Genomic DNA, 21,769 nt, shown 5'->3' on the forward strand with positions numbered 1-21,769 from the left:
GGCGTCAGCCCACGCCGATCGACGAGGCCTGCTCCTGGAGGGCGGCGAGCGCGTCGGCCGGCTCCTCGCCGCTGACGATCATGCGCTCCAGGGCGGAGTCGGCGGCGGCGGCCACCTGGACCCACGCGGTGTTGACCGGCGGGGACTGGGTGTCCTGGAGCTGCTCGCCGAAGACGGCCAGCTTCTCGTCGTCGGCCAGGGCCGGGTCGTCCCAGGCGGACTGCTGCGACGGCAGGTCGCCCGTGAGCTCGTAGAAGTCGACCTGCACGTCGGGCTGGGTCAGCCAGTCGACGAGCTTCCAGGCGGCGTCCTGGTTGTCGGAGTCGTTGAAGACCACGAGGTTGGAGCCGCCCGCGAACGAGGTGGACGTCTTCCCGGCGGGGATCCGCGCGGTGGCGTACTGGTCGGCGAACTCCTCGCCGCCGAGCTGCTCGAGCGACCCCATCATGAACGGGCCCTCGATGAACGCGCCGACGCGGCCGGCGACGAAGTCGGCCTCGGTGGCGCCGGGGGTCCGGTCGGCCTGGGCGTCCGCGAGGCCCTTGTCGAAGAACGACGTGTAGTACTCGTACGCCTCGGCCATCTCCGGGGTGTCGAGCGTCCACTCGGTGCCGTCGTCGTCCATGAGGCTCGCGCCGTTGGACCACGGAGCCCAGAGCGAGCCCTGGAACGCGTCGTTGCCGGACGCCAGCATGCGGATGCCGTACTCGGCGTCCGTCTTGTCCTTGATGTCGGTGAGCATCTGCTGCAGCTCGTCCCAGTCGGCGGGCGCCTCGTCCCAACCGGCCTGCTCGGCGAGGTCGGTGCGGTAGTACAGGACGCGGGTGTCGACGTACCACGGGACGCCGACCGCCTGGCCGTCGAGCTCCGTGGTGCCGACGGAGCCCTCGAAGAAGTCGCCGGTGTCGATGCCGTCGGGCACCGGGGCGAACGCGTCGCCGAACTCGGCCATCCACGTGGTGCCCATCATCGCGACGTCCGGCGTGGTGCCGGCGGCGATCGCGGTCTGGAACTTGTCGCGGGCGGCGTCCCACGGGATCGGGACGACCTCGATGTCGACGTCGGGGTTGTCGGCGACGAAGTCCTGCACGAAGTCCGGCAGGGCCTCGCCCTCGGCACCCATGGCCCACACGGTCAGCTCGCCGGAGGCGGCCCCGGAGGACAGGGTGGACTCGTCGGTGCTGCCGGTGCCGGTGTCGTCGGAGCGGCCGCACGCGGTGAGTGCGGTCAGGGCGAGCGCGGTCACCAGGGCGACACGCGCAGCGGGACGGATCATGGGTCGTTCCTCCTCGAACGGACGGTGCGGCGGCTGATCGGCGCACGGTGCGCCTCACGGGTCTATGCGCTTAGATCGTGTGTGATGTTAAGCGCATAGAGTGGATCGCGCAACCGGGGGGCGCCCCGGACGGACGTCGCGGGTGCCGCGTCCGGCCAGCCCCTACGATCGGACCGGCCACGGGCCGCGAGGGAGGTGAGCAGTGCCGCGTCGACCCACCGTGTACGACGTCGCGGAGCGCGCCGGCGTGTCGATCGCCACCGTGTCGTTCACGTTCCGGCAGCCCGAGCGCGTGCGCGCCTCCACCCGTGAGGCGGTGCTCGTCGCCGCCCGCGAGCTCGGCTACGTGCCGTCCGGCAGCGCCCGGGGCCTCGCCCACGGCAGCACCGGCGCGCTCGGTCTGTACTCGTTCGACCTCATGCTCGCCGCCCCGCAGGAGGGGGCCGACGGGGGCGCCGGCCCCGGTGCCGGCCGCGGCGCGGGTGCCACGCCGGGCACCGACCCGGACTCCGACCCGCGCGCCTTCCCGCTCTACGTGGACGAGGTGCAGCGCGGCGTCGAGCTCGAGTGCTGGCAGCGCGGGCAGGCCCTCCTGCTGTCCAGCGGCTCCGGGTCGGGGGCGTCGGTGACGGAGATCGCCGGACGCGTGGACGGCCTCGCGATGTTCCCCGGGCCGACGCCGGTGGAGGCCCTCGAGCACGTGGCGCGGCGGATCCCGGTGGTGGCGTTCAGCATGCCGCCGGTCGCGGACGGCCTGCACCACGTGACCGTCGACAACCGCGCCGGCATGCGCGACCTCGTGGGCCACCTCGTCGCCGACCACCACCTGCGCGACCTCGCGTTCGTCGGCCGGCTGAGCACGCCCGACTACGCCGACCGGTTCGCCGGGTTCCAGGAGGCCCTCGGCGCCGCCGGGATCGACGTCCCCTCCGAGCCGCTCGACCCCACCGACCTCGCCGAGCCGCACCGGCTGGAGGTGGTCGCCGCCCTCGCGGACGCCGACCGGCTCCCCCGGGCCCTCGTCTGCGCCAGCGACCAGACGGCGCTCGCCGTGCTGGACCTGCTGGCGGCGCGCGGGGTGCCCGTGCCCGACCGCGTCGTGGTCACGGGGTTCGACGGCATCCTCGCCGGGCGGCTGGCGCGACCCACGCTCACGACGGTGCGCCAGCCGATGGCCGCCATGGGGCGCCTCGCGGTGCAGGTGCTCGTGCGGCACGCCGGCGCCGCCGGGGGCGAGCCCGAGTCGCACCGCCTGCCCGTGCAGGTGGTGCGGCGCCGGAGCTGCGGCTGCCCGGACGCCTGAGCGGGACGGTCAGCCCTCCCCGGCGCGGGACGACGCGCGCCCGCCCGGCCGGCCCGCGAGCGCGACCGCCGCCAGCACGACGACCAGGGTCCCGGCCAGCGCGGCCATCGCCGCCGTCGCCGGCACCCGGAGCGTCAGCAGCCCGAGGGCGAGCGCGGGCACGCTCAGCCCGAGGTAGGCCACGAGGAACAGGCCCGCGAGCGCCTCGCCGCGCCGGGCCGGCTCCGCGGCTCCGCTCACGGTGGCGACCGCCGCGGCGAACAGCAGCCCCGCGCCCGCGCCGGTCACCGCACCTCCCACGAGGAACAGCGGCAGCGACGCGGCGGCCATGCCGGCGACGAGCAGCACCAGGCCGGCCGCCTCCGCCGCGGCGCCCGCGCGCAGGCGCCGGTCGGTGCGGACGCGGCGGCCCAGCACCTGCGCCGCCGCGGCCGACCCGAACACCACGAACACCACCAGCCCGGCGAGGGCACGCGCGGGGTGGTGCAGCGTGCCGGCCACGAACCCGGGCGCCACGGACGTGAAGACGCCGAACACCGCGAACGACGCCGCGGCTCCGGCCAGCGCCACCAGCGACGGCCGCCGCGCGGGGCCGGCCGGCACCCGCGGGCGCTGGGGCCGGTACGGCGGGTGCGCGGCGGCGCGCGGGCCGCGCTCGACGGTCTCCGGCGTGCGCAGCACGGCCACCACCGCGCCGGCGAGCAGCACGGCGAACACGGCGTACGACAGGCGCAGCGGAGCCACCCCTGTCTGGGCGAGCAGGCCCGCGACGAGAGAGCCGACGCCGAGACCGCCGAGGTTCGCCACGGTGGACACGGCGTGCAGCCGGTGGTCGGGCGCGCCGGGGCGGTGGCGGGCGTGGAGGTCCTGCAGGTGCGCCGTGGCGGTGGCCGTCAGCGCGCCGACGCCGAGCCCGCTGACGAAGCGGGCCACGAGCAGCAGCGGCAGCGCCGACCCGGACAGGAACAGCACGGCGGCCACCAGCTCCAGGCCGAGTGCCGGCAGCAGGACCGCACGCCGGCCGACCCGGTCGGACACGTGCCCCGCGAGCAGCAGGCTGACGACGACGCCGACGGCGTACGCGGCGAAGACGACGCTCACCGTCAGCGTCGAGAACTCGTCGGCCTCCTGGTAGAGCGGGTACAGGGGCGCGGGGACGGTGGAGAACGCCATCGTCGTGAGGAACACGGCGGCGACGAGCCAGAAGCCGGTCCCGTGCCCGACGGCGGGGACGACGGGCGCCGGGGTGCCGAGACGGACGGTCGTGGTGGACATGCCTCCCACGGTGCGCCCGGACGAGTCATCGCGTCCAACGCTGAATCACGCTCGCAGCCATCGCGCATCGCGATACCGTGCTGCCATGGAGCTCCGGCACCTGGCCGCGTTCGTCGCCGTCGCGGAGGAGCGGTCGTTCACCGCGGCGGCCGCCCGGCTCGTCCTCGTGCAGTCCGCGGTGTCGGCGTCGGTGGCGTCGCTGGAGCGCGAGGTGGGCGCGCGGCTGCTCGACCGGACGCCGCGTCGCGTGGAGCTCACCGACGCCGGGGCCGCGCTGCTGCCGCACGCCCGCACCGCCCTCGACGCCGCGCGCGACGCCCGCGAGGCCGTCACCGCCGTGCGCGGCGGGCTGCGCGGCACGGTGCGCGTCGGCACGCTCACGTCGGTGCCGCTGCTCGACGTCCCCGGCCTGCTCGGGGAGTTCCACCGCCGGCACCCCGACGTCGCGCTGCGGCTGACGGCGGCGCCCTCCGGGTCCCGGGGCCTGGTGGCGGAGGTCGCCGCGCGCCGCCTGGACCTCGCGTTCGTCTCCGCGCCCGGGCCGCTGCCCGTCGGGGTGCGGCTCACGGAGCTGGCGTCGGCGCCCATGGTCCTCGTCCTGCCCCGGGGGCACGCGCTGGCGGGTGGCGACGCGGGACCCGTGGACGTGCGGCGGCTCGACGGGCTGGACTTCATCGACTCGCCGGAGGGCTACGGCAACCGCGCGGTCGCCGACGCGGCCCTCGCCGGGGCGGGCGTCGGCCGGCGCGTGACGATCGAGATCGCGGACATCGGCACCGCCGCGGCGTACGTGCGTCACGGGCTCGGCGTCGCGCTGCTGCCGCGGTTCGCCGTGGGAGCCTCCGACGGGGTGGTCACGCGCGAGGTGGGCGGCGCGGACCTGCGGTGGCCGCTCTCGCTCGCGACCCCGGCGGACCGTCGGCCCGGGGCGGCCGCCGCGGCGCTGGCGCGGCTCGTGCGGGAGGGGGCCGCGACGGCGGGGTGAGGCGACGGGGCGACGCGGGGCGCGGTGCGGCCGGCGCGGTGCGGCCGGACCGGTGCGGCCGGCCGATGGAGCCGGCCCGGGGCCGGTCAGACCCCGAGCAGCGCGCGCACGCGCCGGACCGCCTCCCGCCCGGCGCGGTTCGCCCCGACCGTGCTCGCGCTCGGGCCGTAGCCGACGAGCTGCACCCGCGGGTCCGCCACCACCTGGGTGCCGTCCACGACGATGCCGCCCTCGGCGTTCCGGAGCCCCAGCGGGCGCAGGTGGTCCAGCGCGGGCCGGAACCCCGTCGCCCACAGCACGACGTCGGCGGTCTCGTGCACCGGGCCGGTGACCCAGCCCGCGGCGAGCGGACCGCGGGCGGTCGCGTCGTCCCACACGGCGCCGTCCGCCACCAGACGCGTGAACACCGGCCGGGCGCGCAGCACCCCGGCCGCGATGCCCGCGCGGTACTCCGGCGTCAGGGGCAGGCCGGTCGCGGAGACGATGCTCCCCGGCGGCAGCCCGGCGCGGGTCCGCTCCTCCACCCGCGCCACGGCGGCGCGGCCCAGCTCCGGGGAGAACTCCTCGTCCCGCCAGTCCGGCGGGCGGCGCGTGACCCAGGTCATCGACGCGGCGTGCGGGTGGATCGCCAGCAGGTGCTGCACCGCGGAGATGCCGCCGCCCACCACGAGCACCCGCCGCCCCGCGAGCTCCTCCGGCGTGCGGTAGTCGTGCGTGTGGAGCTGGGTGCCCGCGAACACGTCCCGGCCCGGGTAGGACGGCCAGAACGGCCGTGTCCAGGTGCCGGTGGCGTTGACCAGGGCCCGGGCGTGCCAGGTGCGGACGGTGCGGCGGCGGGCGGGCACGGGCGCCTCGAGGTCGGGGGGCAGGTCGGGGGCCGGCGCCGGCCCGGGGACAGCGCGCGCCGCGCCGACCCCGCAGCCCAGGCCGTCGTCGGGGTCGGGCGGCGCGTCCGGCGTCGTGCCGCGCGCCGGGGTCCCGGGCCGGGTGGCGAGGGCGGCCGGGGTGGTCGGGACGGTTCGGGGGGCGGCGTCCGGGTCGCCCGCGCCGGGCCGCTCGACGGTCTCGACCGCGAGCAGCCCGCCGTCGTCGCGGACCGCGCGCACCTGGACGGGCCGCCGCACCGCGAGCCCCAGCTCCTGCTCGTAGTCGCCGAAGTACCGGGTCAGCGCCGCGGACGCCGGCTCGTCGGCGGGGAAGTCGGGCAGCGCGCGCCCGGGCAGCTCGTAGACGCCGTTGACCGTCCGCATCGTCAGGCCCGGCCACCGCTCGCGCCACGCCCCGCCCGGGCCGGGCGCCGCGTCCAGCACCACGTAGGTCGGGCCCCCGGACGTGCCGGCGGGGACGAACCCGGAGCGCGCGAGGTGCGCGGCCACCGCGAGCCCCGCCTGGCCCGCGCCGACGACCACGACGTCCGCGACGGCGTCGGTCGGGGTCACGTCAGGCACACGAGGTCCAACGCCCGGGGCCCCGGGGACGTTCCCCCCGGGGACCGCGCAGGCGCCGGCGCGGGGTGGTGGGATGGGGGCGTGCCCGACCCGATCACCGTGACCTCCGGAGCCCTCGACGCCGACGGCGCCCGCGCCGTGCGCGACCTCGCCGCGGCCGCGGCCGGGACCGACGGCGTGCCGCCCCTGTCCGAGCAGCCGCTGCTGTGGCTGACCGGCGGCGGGCCGGGCGTGCGGCACCTCGTCGCGGCGGCCCCGGACGGGACGACGACCGGCTACGCCCAGGTGGACCTGCGCGACCCGGCGCTCGCCACCGCCGAGGTGGTCGTCCACCCGGCGCACCGCCGGCGCGGGACGGGCGCGGCGCTGCTCGACGCCGCCGGCGCGCTGGCCCGCGAGCACGGCGGAGACGGCGTCGCGGTGTGGGCGCACGGCGACCTGCCCGCCGCGCGCGCGCTCGCCGCCGCCCGCGGGCTGCCCGTGATCCGGGAGCTGTGGCAGATGGCGCTCGAGCCGGTCGTCGTGCCGGACGCCCCGCCGCTTCCCGACGGCGTCACCGTGCGCGCGTTCGATCCCGGGCGCGACGAGGACGCGTGGGTCACGGTGAACGCCCGCGCCTTCGCCGCGCACCCCGAGCAGGGACGCCTCACGCGCGCCGACCTGGAGGACCGCGAGGCCGAGCCGTGGTTCGACCCGACCGGGTTCCTGCTCGCGGTCCGCGACGACCGGTTGCTGGCCTTCGGCTGGACCAAGGTCGCCGACCCCGACGAGGGCGAGGTCTACGCGCTCGGCGTCGACCCGGACGCGCAGGGCCAGCGCCTCGGCCCGGCGCTGACGGCGCGGATGCTCGCCCACCTCGCCGGGCGCGGCGTGCGGCGCGTGGTGCTCTACACCGAGGGCGACAACCACGCGGCGATCCGGGTCTACCGCGCCGCGGGGTTCGAGCGGTCCGCGGTGGACGTGGTGTACCGGGCCTGACCTCCCGGGTGCGGGGGCAGCGGTCGGCGGCCCCGCATCAGCCGGGGCGGTGGCGGGCCCCGTCGAGCGTCCAGCTCGTGAGCAGGTCGAGCGCCTGCCGCGACGGCGACCCCGGTTCGGCGGTGAACAGGAACAGCACCTGGTCCGGGTCGCCCGGCGTGGTGAGCGTCTCGTACTGCAGCGTGAGGTCGCCGGCCACGGGGTGCCGGAACCGCTTGTCGCCGAAGGTCCGCTGGTGGACCCGGTGCTCCTCCCACCACCGGGCGAACTCCGGGCTGGCCGCGGCGAGCGCGCCGACGAGCGCCTGCGTGGCCGGGTCGTCGGGGTCGCGGCCTGCCTCGAGCCGGAGGTTCTCCACGACGGTGCGGGCCTGCGCGTCCCAGTCGACGAGGCGCTCGCGCGCCGCGGGGTCGAGGAACATCCACCGCGCGTAGTTGCGGTCGCGCGCCGGCATCGCGTCGAAGTCGGCGAGCAGCGCCCGGGCGAGCCGGTTGGCCGCGAGCACGTCGGTGCGGCGGCCGAGCAGCAGCGCCGGGACGCCGTCCAGCGCGTCGAGCAGCTGCGCAGGCCCTGGCGTGCGCGCTGCGCGTGGACGGGGCGCCGGGACGGGCGGGGGGACCCGCCGACGAGGTGCTCCAGGTGCGCGCGGCCGGCCTCGTCGAGCTGGAGGGCGGACGCGATGGCCGCGACGACCCCGGCGGACGGGACGATCCTGCGGCCCTGCTCGAGCCGCGTGTAGTAGTCGGTGGAGACCCGGGCGAGCGCGGCGACCTCCTCGCGGCGCAGGCCCGGGACGCGGCGCACGCGGTCGTCCGGCGGGAGCGAGCGCTACCGGCCGCGACCGCGACCAGCGTGTCCAGTGAGAAGTCTCGGCGCGGCAGCGCCGCCTCGGTCTCGCGCGGGGAACTGCGGCGCCTGGGGGAGCCAACGCCGTGCGGGACCTCGGTCCGCGACTCGGCTGGACGAACTCGGTCCCGCGCTACCGAACCGCGCCGGCGCACCAGCCGCGGCGCCCGTGCGCTCGGCACGATCTACGACGCCCACCTCGAGGTCATCCTCGGGGAGCTGTCGTGACACGGCTGAGCGGTCCGCTGCGCGCTGGACGCGGCGTACGCGGCATTTCAGGTCGCCCGCCGGGGCATTTGTTTGCCATGCGCCTGTGGATGGGCCTGTGCATACCTGTGGACGAATCGCTTGCTTTCTCCCCAGAGGTGTGCCGCATTACCACCGGCCTCTGACATGCCTCGGACCTGTGGACGAGCTCCGGCGCTCCGTACGGGCCAACGGGGCACTGCGGCGGCTCCGGGGCGCGTACGTGGCGTAGGGGTAGCGGAGGTGCTACCCCCTAGCCATGGGGTTGCGCGTACGCAACGGGCACAACATGTAGGTCCGGCGTACGCCATGGGGTCACGTCGGCTCGGCGGACCGTGCGGTCTCGCCCATGGACGTGCGACCCCGTACGGCGTCGCATGAAGCCCTGTGGTGCTCACCTGGTTCCACGGGCCCGACGGGGCGCGGAGGAATCCGGGGTGGGATCTGAGGGAGCGGCACGTCGAATTCTTAACAGGTCAGTTGACGTGTCGGAGCGAGCATGTATCCTGCAAAACAGCGACGCCCCCAGCAGGGGTGCGTAGCGCACCGAGCTGGAGGCGTCGGGTCCCTTGGCAGGAGATCCGAGGTTAACAGGAGTTCGCAGGCCCCTCTAGAGGGGGGTCGCTCCTTCCGGGTGTCGGTGTCGACACCCGGGAAGGAGGGGTCACATGGCTGTCCGACGCACGACGCGCACGGTCACTCGCGGTCCGATCCGCGTGACGATCACGCAGACCATCAAGACCACCCGCGGCCGCTGAGCCGCTCCGGTCGGGCGTCAGCTCATCAGGGCTGGCGCCCGGCCGAGGTCGTGATCCTGTTCAACCTCGAGTCCCCCAAGGAGGGACACCATGGCACGTAGCGGTTCTCGTAGCGTCTCGCGTAGCGCGGGCACGGGTCGGTTCGTCTCGAAGGCCACCGTCGCGCGGTGGCCGGGCAAGACGACCACGGAGCGGGTCGGTTCCGGGACGAGCAACGGGCGGGCGGTGGCTCGGAGCGCGAGCACCGGCCGGTTCGTGACCGGCGCGACGGCCAAGCGCAACCCGGGCGGGACCATCACCCAGCAGGTGTAGGTCTCACACGACACGGCCTCACGCCCCGTTGGGGTGCGAGGCCGTGTCGTCTATGCGCCTCTTGTCGCGCGGCTGACGGCTTGAGGAAGTGCCGTCGACAGGACGTGAGGCCTGGATGCTAGATCCGGTCGCTGGTCTTGGTTCCCCGGGCGGCTCGGAGCGCCTTTCGCTTGACCTGCAGTTCTTGCTTCCGCACAGCGAGGTCCTTCATCGTCACGACGGTCGTATTGGGCTGGCGCGCCGTGACGGTCCTCGTGTTCTTGGGCTTAGGCATCCCGTCTCACCCCTCTCGGCGCTTCCATCGGTGGCCCCTCTCGGCGCCCCTGTCACGACGCTCAAGGTCGCCGATGAGAGCCTCGGCGGCTGCTGTCTGAACCTCAGTGTCCGCTTGGTCAGCGAGGGTGTCTACCAGTTGGCGCTCTTCTGCGGTTGGCGGGCCGCTGTGGATGTGACTGGAGGGGTAGATGAGCTTGAACACGTCCCACCACTGCTGATCTCTGCGGATCTTCAGCTCGGCTCGCTCCTGGCGTCGCCATTGGCCGAGAGCTACCGAGGCCGCCACCACGGCGGCGAGGCCACCTAGGCCGGGACTCTGGACGAACGAGTCGACCCACCGCAGGACGGCCCGCCAGGCGTCTTCCTTCGGGTCAGCCTGCTCCGCCCATCCGTAGAGGACGAGTAGGCCGAGCCCGAGCACGATCGCGCCCCAGATGGCGGCTCGTTTGCCGGCGCCAGTGCCGGGCGACTGCGTGCGGGGGTCGTGCGCTGCGCTTTCGCCGTTCGGGGTTGAGGGGCCGCGCTCGGTCACGCGTCGAACGGTAGTGCCTGGCACCGGGATGACGAAGGGCGAGGTCGACGACCCGGACTGACTCCCCCGCGGGTTCAGATAGCACCCCGTCATCGCGACGAAACGCGGACGGGTCTACTGAGACGAGACGGAGCCGGTCGCCCTGCGGCAGCAGGCGGCGCCGGCAGTGTCGCAGTAGACGATCGTCAGCAGCCACTGAGGTTCGAGAGCTAGAGAGAAAGGAGGGGGAACCTCGACGAACCTGGCCGCCGGGGTGACCCGCTACGACCGGCCATCCCGCGTGTCAGATCCATGCACCTCGCCGAAGGCCAGACAGCGAGGGGGTCCTGGGTCCAGGATTTGCTGCATGGGTGAGGTAGACGACATCGAGCTGGGGGAGACGGTCGCGCTGCTGCGCGCGTTCGCAGCCGTGCTGGACCGCGACGACGTCGCGCTGCTGGTGGCGACGCAGCTCGCTGATGACCTCGGCGACGTAGGCGGATCGCGCTATGGCGACGTTGGATCCCACCCGCTCGGGCCGGCTCACGTCGCGGACCTCGCCCGTCGGCTGGCCGATCGGTTCGAGGGCCGGCGCTAGGCGCGAGTATGTCGCGGCAAGACGCCGCGTCTTCGGACCGTCACGACGAAAGGACCAGCGGTGCCCCAGAAGACGATCCCCGAGACGCACGAGCCTGACGAGCCGGTCAACTGGCCCAGGGGCCATGTCGACGTCCAGCTGACGGGCGACGAGCATGACGAGTGCATCGTGGTGACCGTGCACGGCGTCAAGCACTACCTGCATTCGACGACGGCGCGCGCCCTTAGCGATGCGCTGCTAGAGCGCCTGGACGAGTGGAACAAGGTGTCCCGGGCCGCGGGGTTCCCCGGCGCCTAGTCCTGCCGCCGTGCTATACGACCGACCGGTTTCGGCGCTGGAGCGTGGCGCGCAAGGGCGGCTGACCAGGCCCCGGAGGCGTAGCCGACGTCGATGCGCTGGGCGATTGGCCCAACGAGTTGCCCGGCGATGTGCAGCCGGTACGCCTCCTTGCCCTCCCTGGCCGCCTTCCCGGTCCGGTCCGAAGGCGGCAGCGCGTCGATGGGAGCCCACGCGAGCCTCGGGACAGGCTGGCCGGCAGCGGTGTCGCGCGCTCGCACCTGCAATGTGTCGGCGAGTTGGTGGGCGTGGAGGTTCCGCAGGTACCGGAGCCCGTCGAGGCGGTCACCGATGCGTGCGAGAGCGTCTCCCGCGCCACCCTCGAAGGCTAGGTCCTCGCGCTGCTCGTCCGTGAGCACGCGCCTGACGATCTCATCGATCGCGACCACCCAGAACGTCCACTCGACGGCTGCCGACCATGCCTTGTCCAGGCTGACCGCCATGTCGACCGCGACCGCGGCCGCGACCGCGGCTTCACGCTCAGCCTCCTTGAGGCGAAGCCTTGCCCGCTGCATCGCGAACCGCGCGCGATGAAACGTCGCGATGATCTCTGGCGCGGCCGGCGCGGAAGTGCTGGTCTCGGGCATGCCTGCAGTGTGGTCCTGGGCAGGTAGCCGGCGCCTCTCGTTTCGACAGCAAATCTGGACGGAGGGGCGCCGCGCTCGAACACCTCGCCCGACCTGCCTGACCTACCGTCGACCGCTGACGGCTGCCCTTGCCGGGCTGTGTCGCACCTGGCGGAACTATCACGCTGTGCACGCCTCGCCGAGGAACCTTGGCGGCTTCCCAGTGCAGCGTCACTGCATCAGCCCACGGCAGCGGCCACAAAGGCCTCCAAGTCGGAGAACAGGCTTGCGAGGACCTCCCTCCCCTTGAAGGGCCCTCGCCGAGGACGCATCTGGAGAAGTTCGCCAGGCCGCGGCGCGACGGGCGGTTCGATAAGCAGAAGCGCAGCCACGACCTTTCGGTATTGCGCGGCACTTTCCACACTGTTGTGCGCGATGTGGTCGCGGATTTTCCGCATCCAGTCGATCATGTTCCAAGACTGCGTCACTGCCACCGATAGATGCCCATCGGGGTAGAAATAGTACTCACCCCGCTCGATGACCGTAGACGGGTCGGCCCAGTCCAGGAAGCGCGCCTTTCCTTGAAGCATGCGCCGGGCATGCTCCCGAGACGGAGGGGTCACGTACCGCCCGACGGCTGCTCCGGAAACGGAGGGCTCACCCGTCATAAACGAGAGGAACACGTTCTCGATGAAGTTCTCATATGCGCGGAAGGCACGCGATTGGGCGCTTTCCAGCGTCAAGAATCGAACTTCATCCTTCTCAATGTGGTCGATCGCATATTCGCGGAGCGACCTGCATTGAGCCAGCTCCTCTGTGAACTCGTCGCGACACGTCGCTGGTTTCATGGCACAGAGATAGTCTCGGCGATGAATTTCGTCCGAGCGAGGTCTCGGTGCGCCGAATCTCGCGCTCGGTGACCAGGCGGTGGCTGGGCGCGCGGTGCGCGGCCAGCCAGTGCGCGACGTCGAGCACCGTCAGGTCGTGACGGATGTCTGAGAGCTTCGGGCGAGCGACCGCGCCGTGCACACCGGCCACGCCCATGCCCTCGCGGGTGAGCCAGTACAGCCGAGGCACGCTGGCCACACGAGCGCGCGATGGCGCCGACCCGGCGACGACGGGCCAGCCTCCGGCGGCGCGCTCAGCGATAGCGCGCAGCAAGGGCCGCACAGCCAGCGGCTTCGTGCGTCGCAAGCACGTCGAGGCGACGCTGTGGCGGAGTCGGTCGCGCAACGCTCCAGAAGCGGGCGCGAAGGTGCTAGGCAGCCCGTCTTTGCCGGCCACGCGCCCGTTTCTCCACCGCCACGTGCTGTTCGAATGATCGTGCCACCATGTGGAGATGACCGACGCCTCCGCCTCCGACGGGACCCCGAAGGGCCGCCGCACCTCGGCCGCGACGACGGCGACCGCCCGCGCCTCCGCCGGCGCGAGCACGTCCGCCGGCGGTGCGCGCCCGGCCCGCGCGAGCACCTCCCGCGCGCGCGGGACGACGCGCCGCACCGCCGAGCAGGACGGCAAGCCCGCCACGGCCCCCGCCCCGGCGACCTCCGCGCCGACCACGCGGACGCGCCCGCTGGCGCCGGAGCTGGCCGCGCACATCGCCGAGCACATCGCGCCGCTGTCGAGCGCCCCGGCGACGGACGCCGCCGAGCTGCCGCCGCTGCCCGTCGACCGGTTCCTGGACCGCGAGGTGTCGTGGCTGGCGTTCAACGAGCGAGTGCTGCAGCTCGCCGAGGACGCGACGCAGCCGCTGCTGGAGCGCGTGCGGTACCTGGCGATCTTCGCGTCGAACCTCGACGAGTTCTTCATGGTGCGCGTCGCGGGCCTGAAGCGCCGCATCGCGACCGGCCTGGCCGTCACCGCGGCGTCGGGCCTCAGCCCCCGGCAGGTGCTCGAGGCGATCAGCGTGCGCGCGCACGACCTGTCCGCCCGGCACGCGCGGGTGTTCGCCGAGCAGGTGCAGCCGGAGCTCGCGCAGCAGGGCATCACGCTGGTCCGCTGGGACGAGCTCGGGGAGGCGGAGCAGGACCGGCTGCGCAAGTTCTTCCGCAAGCAGATCTTCCCGGTGCTGACCCCGCTGGCGGTCGACCCGGCCCACCCGTTCCCGTACATCTCGGGCCTGTCGCTGAACCTGGCCGTCGTCGTGGTGAACCCGACGACCGGCAAGGAGCACTTCGCCCGCGTCAAGGTGCCGCCGCTGCTGCCCCGGTACATCGCGGTCGACGCCCGGGGCCGCCCGAGCGCCGCCCCGTCGCAGGCGCCGACCGACCGCGGGCCGATGTCGTTCGTGCCGGTCGAGGACGTGATCTCCCAGCACCTGGACCAGCTGTTCCCCGGCATGGAGGTGCGCGAGCACCACACGTTCCGCGTCACCCGCAACGAGGACGTGGAGGTGGAGGAGGACGACGCCGAGAACCTGCTCCAGGCGATGGAGAAGGAGCTGCTGCGGCGCCGGTTCGGCCCGCCGGTGCGCCTGGAGATCGCCGACACCATCAGCCCGCGCATCCGCCAGCTGCTCGTGCGCGAGCTCGGCGTGGCCGAGGAGGAGGTGTACGAGCTGCCGGCGCCGCTCGACCACACCGGCCTCAACCTCATCGCCGACCTGGACCGCGCGGACCTGCAGTACCCGCGGTTCGTGCCGACCACGCACCGGTTCCTGGCCGAGGTGGAGAGCGCGACGCCGACGGACGTCTTCGCCGCGATCCGGGCGCGCGACATCCTGCTGCACCACCCGTACGACTCGTTCTCGACGTCCGTGCAGACGTTCCTCGAGCAGGCCGCGGCCGACCCGAAGGTCCTCGCGATCAAGCAGACCCTGTACCGGACGTCCGGCGACTCCCCGATCGTCGACGCGCTGATCGACGCCGCCGAGGCCGGCAAGCAGGTGCTCGCCCTGGTGGAGATCAAGGCCCGGTTCGACGAGCAGGCGAACATCGAGTGGGCGCGCAAGCTCGAGCAGGCCGGCGTGCACGTGGTCTACGGCATCGTCGGCCTCAAGACGCACGCGAAGCTGTCCCTGGTGGTGCGCCAGGAGTCCGACGGGCTGCGCCGGTACTGCCACGTCGGCACCGGCAACTACAACCCGAAGACCGCCCGCATCTACACGGACCTCGGGCTGCTGACGTGCGACCCGGACGTCGGGCAGGACCTCACGCGCCTGTTCAACCAGCTGTCCGGGTACGCGCCGAAGTCCCGGTTCCACCGGCTGCTGGTCGCGCCGCGCTCGGTGCGGTCCGGGCTGGTCGAGCGCATCGACCGGGAGGCGCGCGCGGCGCGTGAGGGACGGCCGGCCTGGATCAAGATCAAGGTGAACTCGATGGTCGACGAGGAGACCATCGACGCCCTGTACCGCGCGTCCCAGGCGGGCGTGCCCGTCGACCTGTGCGTGCGCGGCATCTGCGCGCTGCGCCCGGGCGTCCCCGGCCTGTCCGAGACGGTGCGGGTCCGCTCGATCCTCGGCCGGTTCCTGGAGCACGCCCGGGTGTTCGCGTTCGCCGCGGACGACGGGGTGACGCCGGAGGTCGCGGACGCCGGCCGGGACGCCGGCGGCGACCGGCTGCCCGGGCCGGAGGTCTACATCGGCTCGGCGGACCTCATGCACCGCAACCTGGACCGCCGCGTCGAGGCGCTCGTCCGCCTGGCCGACCCCGACCAGATCGCGGAGCTCGTGGACCTGCTGGACGAGTCGATGGACGACGGCACGTCGTCGTGGCACCTCGGCCCGGACGGCGTGTGGACCCGGCACGCCACCGGGGAGGACGGCCCGCTGCGGGACCTGCAGTCGGTGCTGATCTACCGGCAGCGCCGGCGCCTGGGCGGCGCCCGATGAGGACGGCCCCGTGAGGGCGGTCCCGGTCGTCGAGGCCGCGGGCGCCCTGGTGTGGCGCGTGCGGCAGGGGCGCCTGCAGGTCGTGCTCGTGCACCGTCCGCGGTACAAGGACTGGTCCTGGCCGAAGGGCAAGCTCGAGCCGGGCGAGCACGTCACGACGGCAGCGGTCCGCGAGGTCGAGGAGGAGGCGGGGCTCGAGATCGTGCTCGGCCGCCCCCTGCCCGGCCTGGAGTACCCGCTGTCCGACGGCCGCCGCAAGCGCGTGCACTACTGGTCCGCGCAGGTCGCCGGCCGCCCGGACCGCCCGGCGGTGCACGCCCGCCCGCCGGCGGAGCACGCCTCGGCCGACGAGATCGACCGCGTGCGGTGGGTCGACGCCGAGGTCGCGCGCCGGCGCCTCACCCGCGACGACGACCGGATCCCCCTCGACGCCCTGGTGGCGGAGCACGCCCGCGGCCGGCTCGACACCCGGGCGCTCGTGGTCGTCCGGCACGGCCGCGCCCGCAGCCGCGCGTCCTGGGGCCGGAAGGAGGCGACGCGGCCGCTGACCGACGCCGGTCGCCGGCAGGCCGGGGCGCTCGTCCCGGTGCTCTCGGCGTTCGGGGTCGCGGAGGTCGTGACCAGCCCGTGGGCGCGCTGCCGCAGCACCGTCGGCCCGTACGCCGCCGCCGCGGGGCTGACGCCGGCGGAGGACGAGCCGCTGACCGAGGCGCAGCACGAGCAGTCCCCCGAGAAGACCGCCGACCTGGTGGCCGCGCTGCTGCGGTCGGCCACGGACGTCGCCGTCTGCACGCACCGCCCGGTGCTGCCGACCGTGCTGGGCGTGGTCTCCGCGCACGCGCGGTCGCGGGCGGCGGCCGCCCTGCCCGCCGAGGACCCCTACCTGCGTCCCGGCCAGGTGCTGGTCTGCCACGTCTCCGACGCCGGCGGCAGGCCCCGCGTCGAGGCGGTCGAGGTCCTCACCCCGCTCAGCCGCGGCTGAGCGGCCCCGCGTGACCGGGCCCGCGTCCGGGGCCGGGTCGCGGTCAGTTCAGGAAGGGGCTCATCGCCAGGTAGACGAGCGCCGCGACGCCGGCGGCCGCCGGGATCGTGAGCACCCACGCGACGCCGATGTTCTTCGCGACGCCCCAGCGCACCGCCGACAGCCGCTTGGTGGCGCCGACGCCCATGATCGCCGAGGTGATCGTGTGGGTGGTCGAGACCGGCGCGTGCAGCGCGAACGCGTTGACGTACAGCACGACGGCGGACACCGACTCGGCGACGAAGCCGCGCGCCGGGTCCAGCTCGATGATCTTGCGGCCCAGGGTGCGCATGATGCGCCAGCCGCCCGAGTACGTGCCCAGCGAGATGGCCGCGGCCGCCGCGAGCTTCACCCACAGCGGGATGCCGCCCTCGGGGTCCGCCCAGCCGACGGTGAGCAGCGCCATGAAGATGACGCCCATCGTCTTCTGCGCGTCCTGCAGGCCGTGCCCGAGCGCCATCGCCGCGGCGGACGCCGTCTGCGCGAGGCGGAACCGGCGGGTGGTCCGGGACGGCGAGGAGCTCCGCACGAGCCACAGCACGCCGACCATCACGAGGAACGCCAGGCCGAATCCGATCAGCGGCGAGAAGATCATCGGCAGGACGACCTTCTCGACGATCGCGGAGCCGTAGATCGCCAGCCCGCCGGCGAGGCCCGCCCCGACGAGGCCGCCGATGAGGGCGTGCGTCGACGACGAGGGCAGGCCGAACCACCACGTGATGAGGTTCCACACGATCGCGCCGACGAGCGCGCACAGCACGACGACGAGCGCCTGGTGCGACGACGCGTCCCGCAGGTCGACGATCGACGTGGCGATGGTCTCCGCCACCTCGGTGCCGAGCAGCGCCCCCGTGAAGTTCATGGCCGCGGCCATGAGCAGGGCGGCGCGCGGCGTCAGCGCGCGGGTGGACACGGACGTCGCGATGGCGTTCGCGGCGTCGTGGAAGCCGTTGGTGTAGTCGAAGCCGAGCGCCAGGGCGACGACGACCACGACGAGCGCGAGTTCCACCGGGGCTCAGGACTCCTTGAGCGCGATGGTCTCGACCATGTTCGCGACCTTCTCGAACGCGTCCGCCGCGTCCTCGAGCTTCTCCACGACCTCCTTGAGCTTCATCAGGAGGATCGGGTCGGTGATCTCGTCGAACATCTGGGCGAGCAGCTTGCGGTGCGACTTGTCGGCCTGGTTCTCGAGCCGGTTGACCTCGACCCAGTACTCCGACAGCGAGTCCATCGAGCGCAGCCGCGGCATCGCCTCCGCGGTCAGCTCGGCGGCGCGCTGCAGCACCTGGACCTGGTCCGCGACGCGGTTCGGCAGGGCGTCCAGCTTGTACAGGACGATGAGGTCGGCGGCCTCCTCCATGTAGTCCATGCAGTCGTCCAGCGCGGACGCCAGGCCGTAGATGTCGTCGCGGTCGAACGGCGTGACGAAGGTCTGGTTGAGCCGCCGCATGATCGAGTGGGTGGCCTCGTCCGCCAGGTGCTCCACCTCGTTCAGCTGCTTGGCGAGCGCCTTGCGGGCGGGGCGGTCCGCCCCGAGCAGCTCGGCCAGCAGGTTCGCGCCGGTCACGAGGTGCGCCGCCGATGCGGCGAGGAGGTCGAAGAACGAGGTGTCGCGCGGGGTGAGGCGCAGGCGCACGGGAGGCTCCGGGGAAGAGGGCTCTTGTCAGGCACAGGCTAGGGCAGCCGTGGGGTGAACTCACAACCCCGAAGGTGAACGCAGGGTGAACGCGCACGGAGTCCCGGGTGTCGCGCTCGTCACGTCCGGGCCCGGTCCGGGACCGAGGTCACACGTCGACGTGCGCCACGGAGGATGAGGACGCCGGACCGGGAGCGCCTCTCGGCGCGAGGCCGCTCGGAGCGGCTGGTGTTGGAGCCCGGGGCTACCGCGGCCCGGCGTCGCGAACCACTGTACGCGTCGCCCGCAGGCGCGTCGCGGGCTGGACGGGGTGAGGAATCCCACGGCATGCGGGCCGTCCCGGCGGTGTTGTGACGGGTGGACGGCACGTCACTCCAGCGCCCCGGCGCGCCACAGCTCGGCCGCGTGCTCGAGCTCCTCGGCGGTCCGCACCAGCGACCCGGCGCTGCGCGTCAGCCGGGCGGACGAGTCGTCCGCGGCGAGGTCCAGGTGGTCGGCGTCGAACGCCGCCCCGGTGCCCAGCACCCGGCAGAACGCGGCCCCGCGCTCGAGCGCCACGTCCAGGTCGCCGGTCCACAGGCCCGAGAGCACCGCGTCCAGCACCTCGCGGACCTCCTCCGGCCCGGGAGGGCTCGGCACGCCGGCGACGACGTGGTGCACCGGTGCCGCGTGCAGGCCCTGCCGGTACCGGTCCGCGATGGTCTGCGGGTCCCGCCGCACCCACTCGCGCAGCACGTACAGCCGCCACAGCGTGCCGGGCAGCGTCGTCGCCGGGCTGTCGGACCACAGCGCGGCGACCGCGTCCAGGCCCTCGTGCTCGACGAGCCGCACCAGCCGCTCGACCAGCGCGGGGTCGTCGCCGCCGGACCGCCCGCGGTGCACGATCGCGGACGCGGTGGTGTGCGCGACCTCCGAGCGCAGGGCGGGGTCGAGGTCGCCGGGCAGGGCGTCAGCCGCCCGCGGGTCGAGCATCGCGGGCCGTCGGAAGCGCGGGCGGGGCCCGCCGGAGTCGGACGTCACCCCTCGATTGTCGGCCCTGCCCGCGCCTGCGCGCCTGTCCGCCCCGCGCCGGCCGCCCGTGGCGCGGAGCCCCCGTGCTTCCGCATGCGAGATGCGGCGGACAGGTGAAAGGTGGGATGGCCCTGCGCCGCCCCCGCGGCCCGGGGGCGTCACCGTGGAGCAAGGAGAGCGTCATGGCGCAGTCACACGTCCCGTCGGCGGGCCGGCACCCGTCGCACAACAAGGCGATCGGCCTGGCGGTCGCCGCCGCGGTCGGCGGGTTCCTGTTCGGCTTCGACTCGTCCGTCATCAACGGCGCCGTCGACGCGATCCAGGGGCAGTTCGACCTCGGTTCCACCCTCACCGGCTTCGCGGTGGCCGTCGCGCTGCTGGGCTGCGCGTTCGGCGCGTGGGCCGGCGGCAAGCTCGCGGACCGCTGGGGCCGCACCCGCGTGATGGTGCTCGGCGCGGTGCTGTTCTTCGTCTCGTCGATCCTGTCGGCGATCGCCTGGAGCGTCTGGGACCTCATCCTGTGGCGGGTCATGGCCGGTATCGGCATCGGCATCGCCTCGGTGATCGCCCCCGCCTACATCGCCGAGATCGCCCCGGCGGCGCTGCGCGGCCGGCTCGGCTCGCTGCAGCAGCTCGCGATCACGATCGGCATCTTCTCCGCGCTGCTGTCCGACCAGCTGCTGCAGGAGGCCGCAGGCGGCGCGTCCGAGGTGCTGTGGCTCGGGTGGGAGGCGTGGCGCTGGATGTTCCTCGTGGCCGTGGTCCCCGCCGCGGTGTACGGCATCCTCGCCCTGCGCATCCCCGAGTCGCCGCGGTACCTGGTGGCCCAGGGCCGGCGCGACGAGGCGGTCGCCGTGCTGCAGTCCGTGCTCGGCCCGGACGAGGACGCCGGCGAGCGCGTGGACCAGATCGAGAAGACGATCGAGAAGGACAAGCAGCTCGAGGCGCAGGCGACGCTCCGCGGCCCCCGGTTCGGGCTGCTGCCGGTGGTGTGGGTCGGCATCCTGCTGTCGGTGTTCCAGCAGTTCGTCGGGATCAACGTGATCTTCTACTACTCGACGACGCTGTGGCAGGCTGTCGGGTTCGACGAGAGCCAGTCGTTCCTCGTCTCCACCATCACGTCGGTCACGAACGTGGCGGTGACGTTCATCGCGATCGCGCTGATCGACAAGATCGGCCGCCGGCCCATCCTGCTCACCGGGTCCGCCGGCATGACCGTGGCGCTCGCCGTGATGGCGCTGGCGTTCACCCAGGCGTCCGGCTCCGGCGAGGACGTCTCGCTGCCCTCGCCGTGGGGGCCGGTCGCGCTCGTCGCCGCGAACGCGTTCGTCGTGTTCTTCGGGGCGTCGTGGGGACCGCTGGTCTGGGTGCTGCTCGGCGAGATGTTCCCCAACCGCATCCGCGCGGCGGCGCTCGGCGTCGCGGCTGCCGCCCAGTGGATCGCGAACTTCCTCATCACCGTGACGTTCCCGCCGCTGCTCGACTCGTTCGGGGCGACCGGGCCGTACCTGATGTACGCGGTGTTCGCGGGGCTGTCGTTCGTGTTCGTGCTCGGCAAGGTGCCCGAGACCAAGGGCGTCGAGCTCGAGGACATGGAGGACCTGCCGCCGGCGCGCAGCCGCGGCACGGCGCGCACGTGACCCCGGCTTGATCCCGGCCGAGCCCCTCGCGGAAACTACGCGGGGGGCTCGGCCGTTGGACGGACCGGACACCGCTCGAAGGGACACACCGTGGGAACGCCGCACCAGCACGCCACCGGCACGCACCGGACGGAGGTGGTGGTCCGATGACCGGCCCCGCCACGCTCGCCGCGCACGACGTCTGGGCCGGCTACGGCGGCGCCCCCGTCCTGGCGGGCGCGACCCTGTCGGTCGCTCCCGGGGAGACGGTCGGCCTGATCGGCCGCTCCGGGGCCGGGAAGTCCACGCTCGTCCAGGTGCTGCTCGGCCGGCACAAGGCCACGCAGGGCCGTGCGACGTACGGCGGCCGGCCGGTCGCGAAGATGTCCCGCAAGGAGGCCAAGGGCTTCCGCGCCCTGGTCCGTGCGGTCCACCAGGAGGGCCTGGTCGGCGTCGACTCCCGCTCCACCGTCCAGCGGGTGCTGAAGAGCACGCTCGACGACGCCCGCAAGGCCGGGCGGGCCACCGGCCAGGAGCCGGCCGACGTCCTGGCGCGGGTCGGCCTCGAGCCGCGCTACCTCGACCGCACGCTCCACTCCCTGTCGGGCGGGGAGAAGCAGCGCGTCGCGCTCGCCGACGCGCTCGCCACCCGACCCGAGGTCCTCGTGCTCGACGAGCCCGCGACGGCGCTCGACCCCGCGCTGCGCGACGCGGTCGCCGACCAGCTCGCCGGGCTGGCCGAGGCGGGTGTCGGGCTGCTCGTCGTGTCCCACGACCTGCGGATGGTCGACCGGCTGGCGGGCACGGTGCACGTGCTCGCCGAGGGTCGGATCGCGGAGAGCGGGCCGCTGCGCACCCTGCTGTCCGACCCGCAGCACCCGGAGACCCGCGAGCTCGCGGAGGCGTTCCCGGAGGCCGTCGGCGCGTTCCGCTGAGCGC

20 protein-coding genes and 1 pseudogene are annotated in these 21,769 nt (G+C 74.1%); 10 read left to right on the plus strand and 11 right to left on the minus strand.

Translation table 11 applies throughout. From position 1 onward, the window contains the following. Nucleotides 1-4: 4 nt before the first annotated feature. The gene (locus P9841_RS09420) at nucleotides 5-1,276 is read right to left on the minus strand and encodes an extracellular solute-binding protein (RefSeq protein ID WP_283321756.1); all 1,272 of its coding nucleotides are present in this window, start codon (nucleotides 1,274-1,276) and stop codon (nucleotides 5-7) included. A gap of 202 nt (nucleotides 1,277-1,478) precedes the next feature. Between P9841_RS09420 and P9841_RS09425 the strand changes: the two genes are divergently transcribed. Then, nucleotides 1,479-2,579 carry a LacI family DNA-binding transcriptional regulator gene (locus P9841_RS09425; RefSeq protein WP_283321757.1) on the plus strand — a complete coding sequence of 367 codons (1,101 nt, stop codon included), beginning with the start codon at nucleotides 1,479-1,481 and terminating at the stop codon, nucleotides 2,577-2,579. A gap of 9 nt (nucleotides 2,580-2,588) precedes the next feature. Here the strand turns inward: P9841_RS09425 and P9841_RS09430 are convergent, their stop codons facing one another. Beyond that, a complete protein-coding gene (locus tag P9841_RS09430) occupies nucleotides 2,589-3,854 on the minus strand; it encodes an MFS transporter (protein ID WP_283321758.1) in 1,266 nt (421 codons plus the stop codon). An 85-nt stretch (nucleotides 3,855-3,939) separates the two neighbouring features. Here P9841_RS09430 and P9841_RS09435 point away from each other — a divergent pair, with 85 nt between their 5' ends. Next, complete coding sequence (locus P9841_RS09435) at nucleotides 3,940-4,839, plus strand: LysR family transcriptional regulator (RefSeq protein WP_283321759.1); 900 nt, start codon at nucleotides 3,940-3,942, stop codon at nucleotides 4,837-4,839. 86 nt (nucleotides 4,840-4,925) lie between these two features. Here the strand turns inward: P9841_RS09435 and P9841_RS09440 are convergent, their stop codons facing one another. Next, nucleotides 4,926-6,278 carry an NAD(P)-binding domain-containing protein gene (locus P9841_RS09440; RefSeq protein ID WP_283321760.1) on the minus strand — a complete coding sequence of 451 codons (1,353 nt, stop codon included), beginning with the start codon at nucleotides 6,276-6,278 and terminating at the stop codon, nucleotides 4,926-4,928. 90 nt (nucleotides 6,279-6,368) lie between these two features. Here P9841_RS09440 and mshD point away from each other — a divergent pair, with 90 nt between their 5' ends. Further along, entirely contained in the window at nucleotides 6,369-7,265 is an 897-nt protein-coding gene (mshD, locus tag P9841_RS09445; RefSeq protein ID WP_283321761.1) for a mycothiol synthase, read from the plus strand. 37 nt (nucleotides 7,266-7,302) lie between these two features. Here mshD and P9841_RS09450 read toward each other — a convergent pair whose 3' ends face one another. Next, complete coding sequence (locus P9841_RS09450; protein ID WP_349306961.1) at nucleotides 7,303-7,824, minus strand: MmyB family transcriptional regulator; 522 nt, start codon at nucleotides 7,822-7,824, stop codon at nucleotides 7,303-7,305. A 137-nt stretch (nucleotides 7,825-7,961) separates the two neighbouring features. Beyond that, nucleotides 7,962-8,069 (minus strand): annotated as a pseudogene (locus tag P9841_RS19155) (helix-turn-helix domain-containing protein); the annotation flags it as partial. A gap of 1,136 nt (nucleotides 8,070-9,205) precedes the next feature. Here P9841_RS19155 and P9841_RS09460 point away from each other — a divergent pair. Continuing rightward, nucleotides 9,206-9,427 carry an ABC transporter ATP-binding protein gene (locus P9841_RS09460; RefSeq protein ID WP_283321762.1) on the plus strand — a complete coding sequence of 74 codons (222 nt, stop codon included), beginning with the start codon at nucleotides 9,206-9,208 and terminating at the stop codon, nucleotides 9,425-9,427. Nucleotides 9,428-9,707: 280 nt separating this feature from the next. Here the strand turns inward: P9841_RS09460 and P9841_RS09465 are convergent, their stop codons facing one another. Continuing rightward, a complete protein-coding gene (locus P9841_RS09465; protein ID WP_283321763.1) occupies nucleotides 9,708-10,235 on the minus strand; it encodes a hypothetical protein in 528 nt (175 codons plus the stop codon). Between the two features lie 346 nt (nucleotides 10,236-10,581). Here P9841_RS09465 and P9841_RS09470 point away from each other — a divergent pair, with 346 nt between their 5' ends. Both P9841_RS09470 and P9841_RS09475 read left to right on the plus strand, forming a co-directional pair. Then, nucleotides 10,582-10,812 (plus strand): hypothetical protein, encoded by a 231-nt coding sequence (locus P9841_RS09470; RefSeq protein WP_283321765.1) that lies wholly within the window; start codon nucleotides 10,582-10,584, stop codon nucleotides 10,810-10,812. A 60-nt stretch (nucleotides 10,813-10,872) separates the two neighbouring features. Beyond that, nucleotides 10,873-11,109, plus strand: coding sequence for a hypothetical protein (locus tag P9841_RS09475; protein WP_283321766.1), 237 nt, complete (start codon nucleotides 10,873-10,875; stop codon nucleotides 11,107-11,109). Here the strand turns inward: P9841_RS09475 and P9841_RS09480 are convergent. Both P9841_RS09480 and P9841_RS09485 read right to left on the minus strand, forming a co-directional pair. Then, the gene (locus P9841_RS09480) at nucleotides 11,106-11,735 is read right to left on the minus strand and encodes a hypothetical protein (RefSeq protein ID WP_283321767.1); all 630 of its coding nucleotides are present in this window, start codon (nucleotides 11,733-11,735) and stop codon (nucleotides 11,106-11,108) included. The genes P9841_RS09475 and P9841_RS09480 overlap by 4 nt on opposite strands. A 218-nt stretch (nucleotides 11,736-11,953) precedes the next feature. Next, entirely contained in the window at nucleotides 11,954-12,562 is a 609-nt protein-coding gene (locus P9841_RS09485) for a hypothetical protein (protein ID WP_283321768.1), read from the minus strand. Nucleotides 12,563-13,053: 491 nt separating this feature from the next. On the opposite strand from P9841_RS09485, the gene P9841_RS09490 reads away from it, so the two are divergent. Both P9841_RS09490 and P9841_RS09495 read left to right on the plus strand, forming a co-directional pair. Beyond that, complete coding sequence (locus P9841_RS09490) at nucleotides 13,054-15,543, plus strand: RNA degradosome polyphosphate kinase (protein WP_283321769.1); 2,490 nt, start codon at nucleotides 13,054-13,056, stop codon at nucleotides 15,541-15,543. A gap of 10 nt (nucleotides 15,544-15,553) precedes the next feature. After that, nucleotides 15,554-16,525, plus strand: a complete 972-nt coding sequence (locus tag P9841_RS09495) for an NUDIX hydrolase (RefSeq protein WP_283321770.1) — start codon at nucleotides 15,554-15,556, stop codon at nucleotides 16,523-16,525. Between the two features lie 43 nt (nucleotides 16,526-16,568). On the opposite strand, the gene P9841_RS09500 is transcribed toward P9841_RS09495, so the two are convergent. The 3 genes from P9841_RS09500 to P9841_RS09510 form a co-directional block, all read right to left on the minus strand. Continuing rightward, nucleotides 16,569-17,573 (minus strand): inorganic phosphate transporter, encoded by a 1,005-nt coding sequence (locus tag P9841_RS09500; RefSeq protein WP_283321771.1) that lies wholly within the window; start codon nucleotides 17,571-17,573, stop codon nucleotides 16,569-16,571. Between the two features lie 6 nt (nucleotides 17,574-17,579). After that, nucleotides 17,580-18,200: a DUF47 domain-containing protein gene (locus P9841_RS09505; RefSeq protein ID WP_283321772.1), complete on the minus strand. Its 621-nt coding sequence runs from the start codon at nucleotides 18,198-18,200 to the stop codon at nucleotides 17,580-17,582. Nucleotides 18,201-18,569: 369 nt separating this feature from the next. Beyond that, entirely contained in the window at nucleotides 18,570-19,172 is a 603-nt protein-coding gene (locus P9841_RS09510; RefSeq protein WP_283321909.1) for a hypothetical protein, read from the minus strand. Nucleotides 19,173-19,393: 221 nt separating this feature from the next. On the opposite strand from P9841_RS09510, the gene P9841_RS09515 reads away from it, so the two are divergent. After that, entirely contained in the window at nucleotides 19,394-20,851 is a 1,458-nt protein-coding gene (locus P9841_RS09515) for a sugar porter family MFS transporter (protein WP_283321773.1), read from the plus strand. A 146-nt stretch (nucleotides 20,852-20,997) separates the two neighbouring features. Beyond that, a complete protein-coding gene (locus tag P9841_RS09520) occupies nucleotides 20,998-21,765 on the plus strand; it encodes an ABC transporter ATP-binding protein (RefSeq protein WP_283321774.1) in 768 nt (255 codons plus the stop codon). Nucleotides 21,766-21,769: the final 4 nt, after the last annotated feature.

Source organism: Cellulomonas sp. ES6 (genome assembly GCF_030053835.1).
Classification (GTDB): Bacteria; Actinomycetota; Actinomycetes; order Actinomycetales; family Cellulomonadaceae; genus Cellulomonas.

Coding starts and splice junctions, on each gene's coding strand:
- P9841_RS09420 (WP_283321756.1), bottom strand. CDS start 1,276: ATGATCCGTCCCGCTGCGCGTGTCGCCCTGGTGACCGCGCTCGCCCTG.
- P9841_RS09430 (WP_283321758.1), bottom strand. CDS start 3,854: ATGTCCACCACGACCGTCCGTCTCGGCACCCCGGCGCCCGTCGTCCCC.
- P9841_RS09435 (WP_283321759.1), top strand. CDS start 3,940: ATGGAGCTCCGGCACCTGGCCGCGTTCGTCGCCGTCGCGGAGGAGCGG.
- P9841_RS09460 (WP_283321762.1), top strand. CDS start 9,206: ATGGCACGTAGCGGTTCTCGTAGCGTCTCGCGTAGCGCGGGCACGGGT.
- P9841_RS09470 (WP_283321765.1), top strand. CDS start 10,582: ATGGGTGAGGTAGACGACATCGAGCTGGGGGAGACGGTCGCGCTGCTG.
- P9841_RS09480 (WP_283321767.1), bottom strand. CDS start 11,735: ATGCCCGAGACCAGCACTTCCGCGCCGGCCGCGCCAGAGATCATCGCG.
- P9841_RS09485 (WP_283321768.1), bottom strand. CDS start 12,562: ATGAAACCAGCGACGTGTCGCGACGAGTTCACAGAGGAGCTGGCTCAA.
- P9841_RS09490 (WP_283321769.1), top strand. CDS start 13,054: ATGACCGACGCCTCCGCCTCCGACGGGACCCCGAAGGGCCGCCGCACC.
- P9841_RS09510 (WP_283321909.1), bottom strand. CDS start 19,172: ATGCTCGACCCGCGGGCGGCTGACGCCCTGCCCGGCGACCTCGACCCC.
- P9841_RS09515 (WP_283321773.1), top strand. CDS start 19,394: ATGGCGCAGTCACACGTCCCGTCGGCGGGCCGGCACCCGTCGCACAAC.
- P9841_RS09520 (WP_283321774.1), top strand. CDS start 20,998: ATGACCGGCCCCGCCACGCTCGCCGCGCACGACGTCTGGGCCGGCTAC.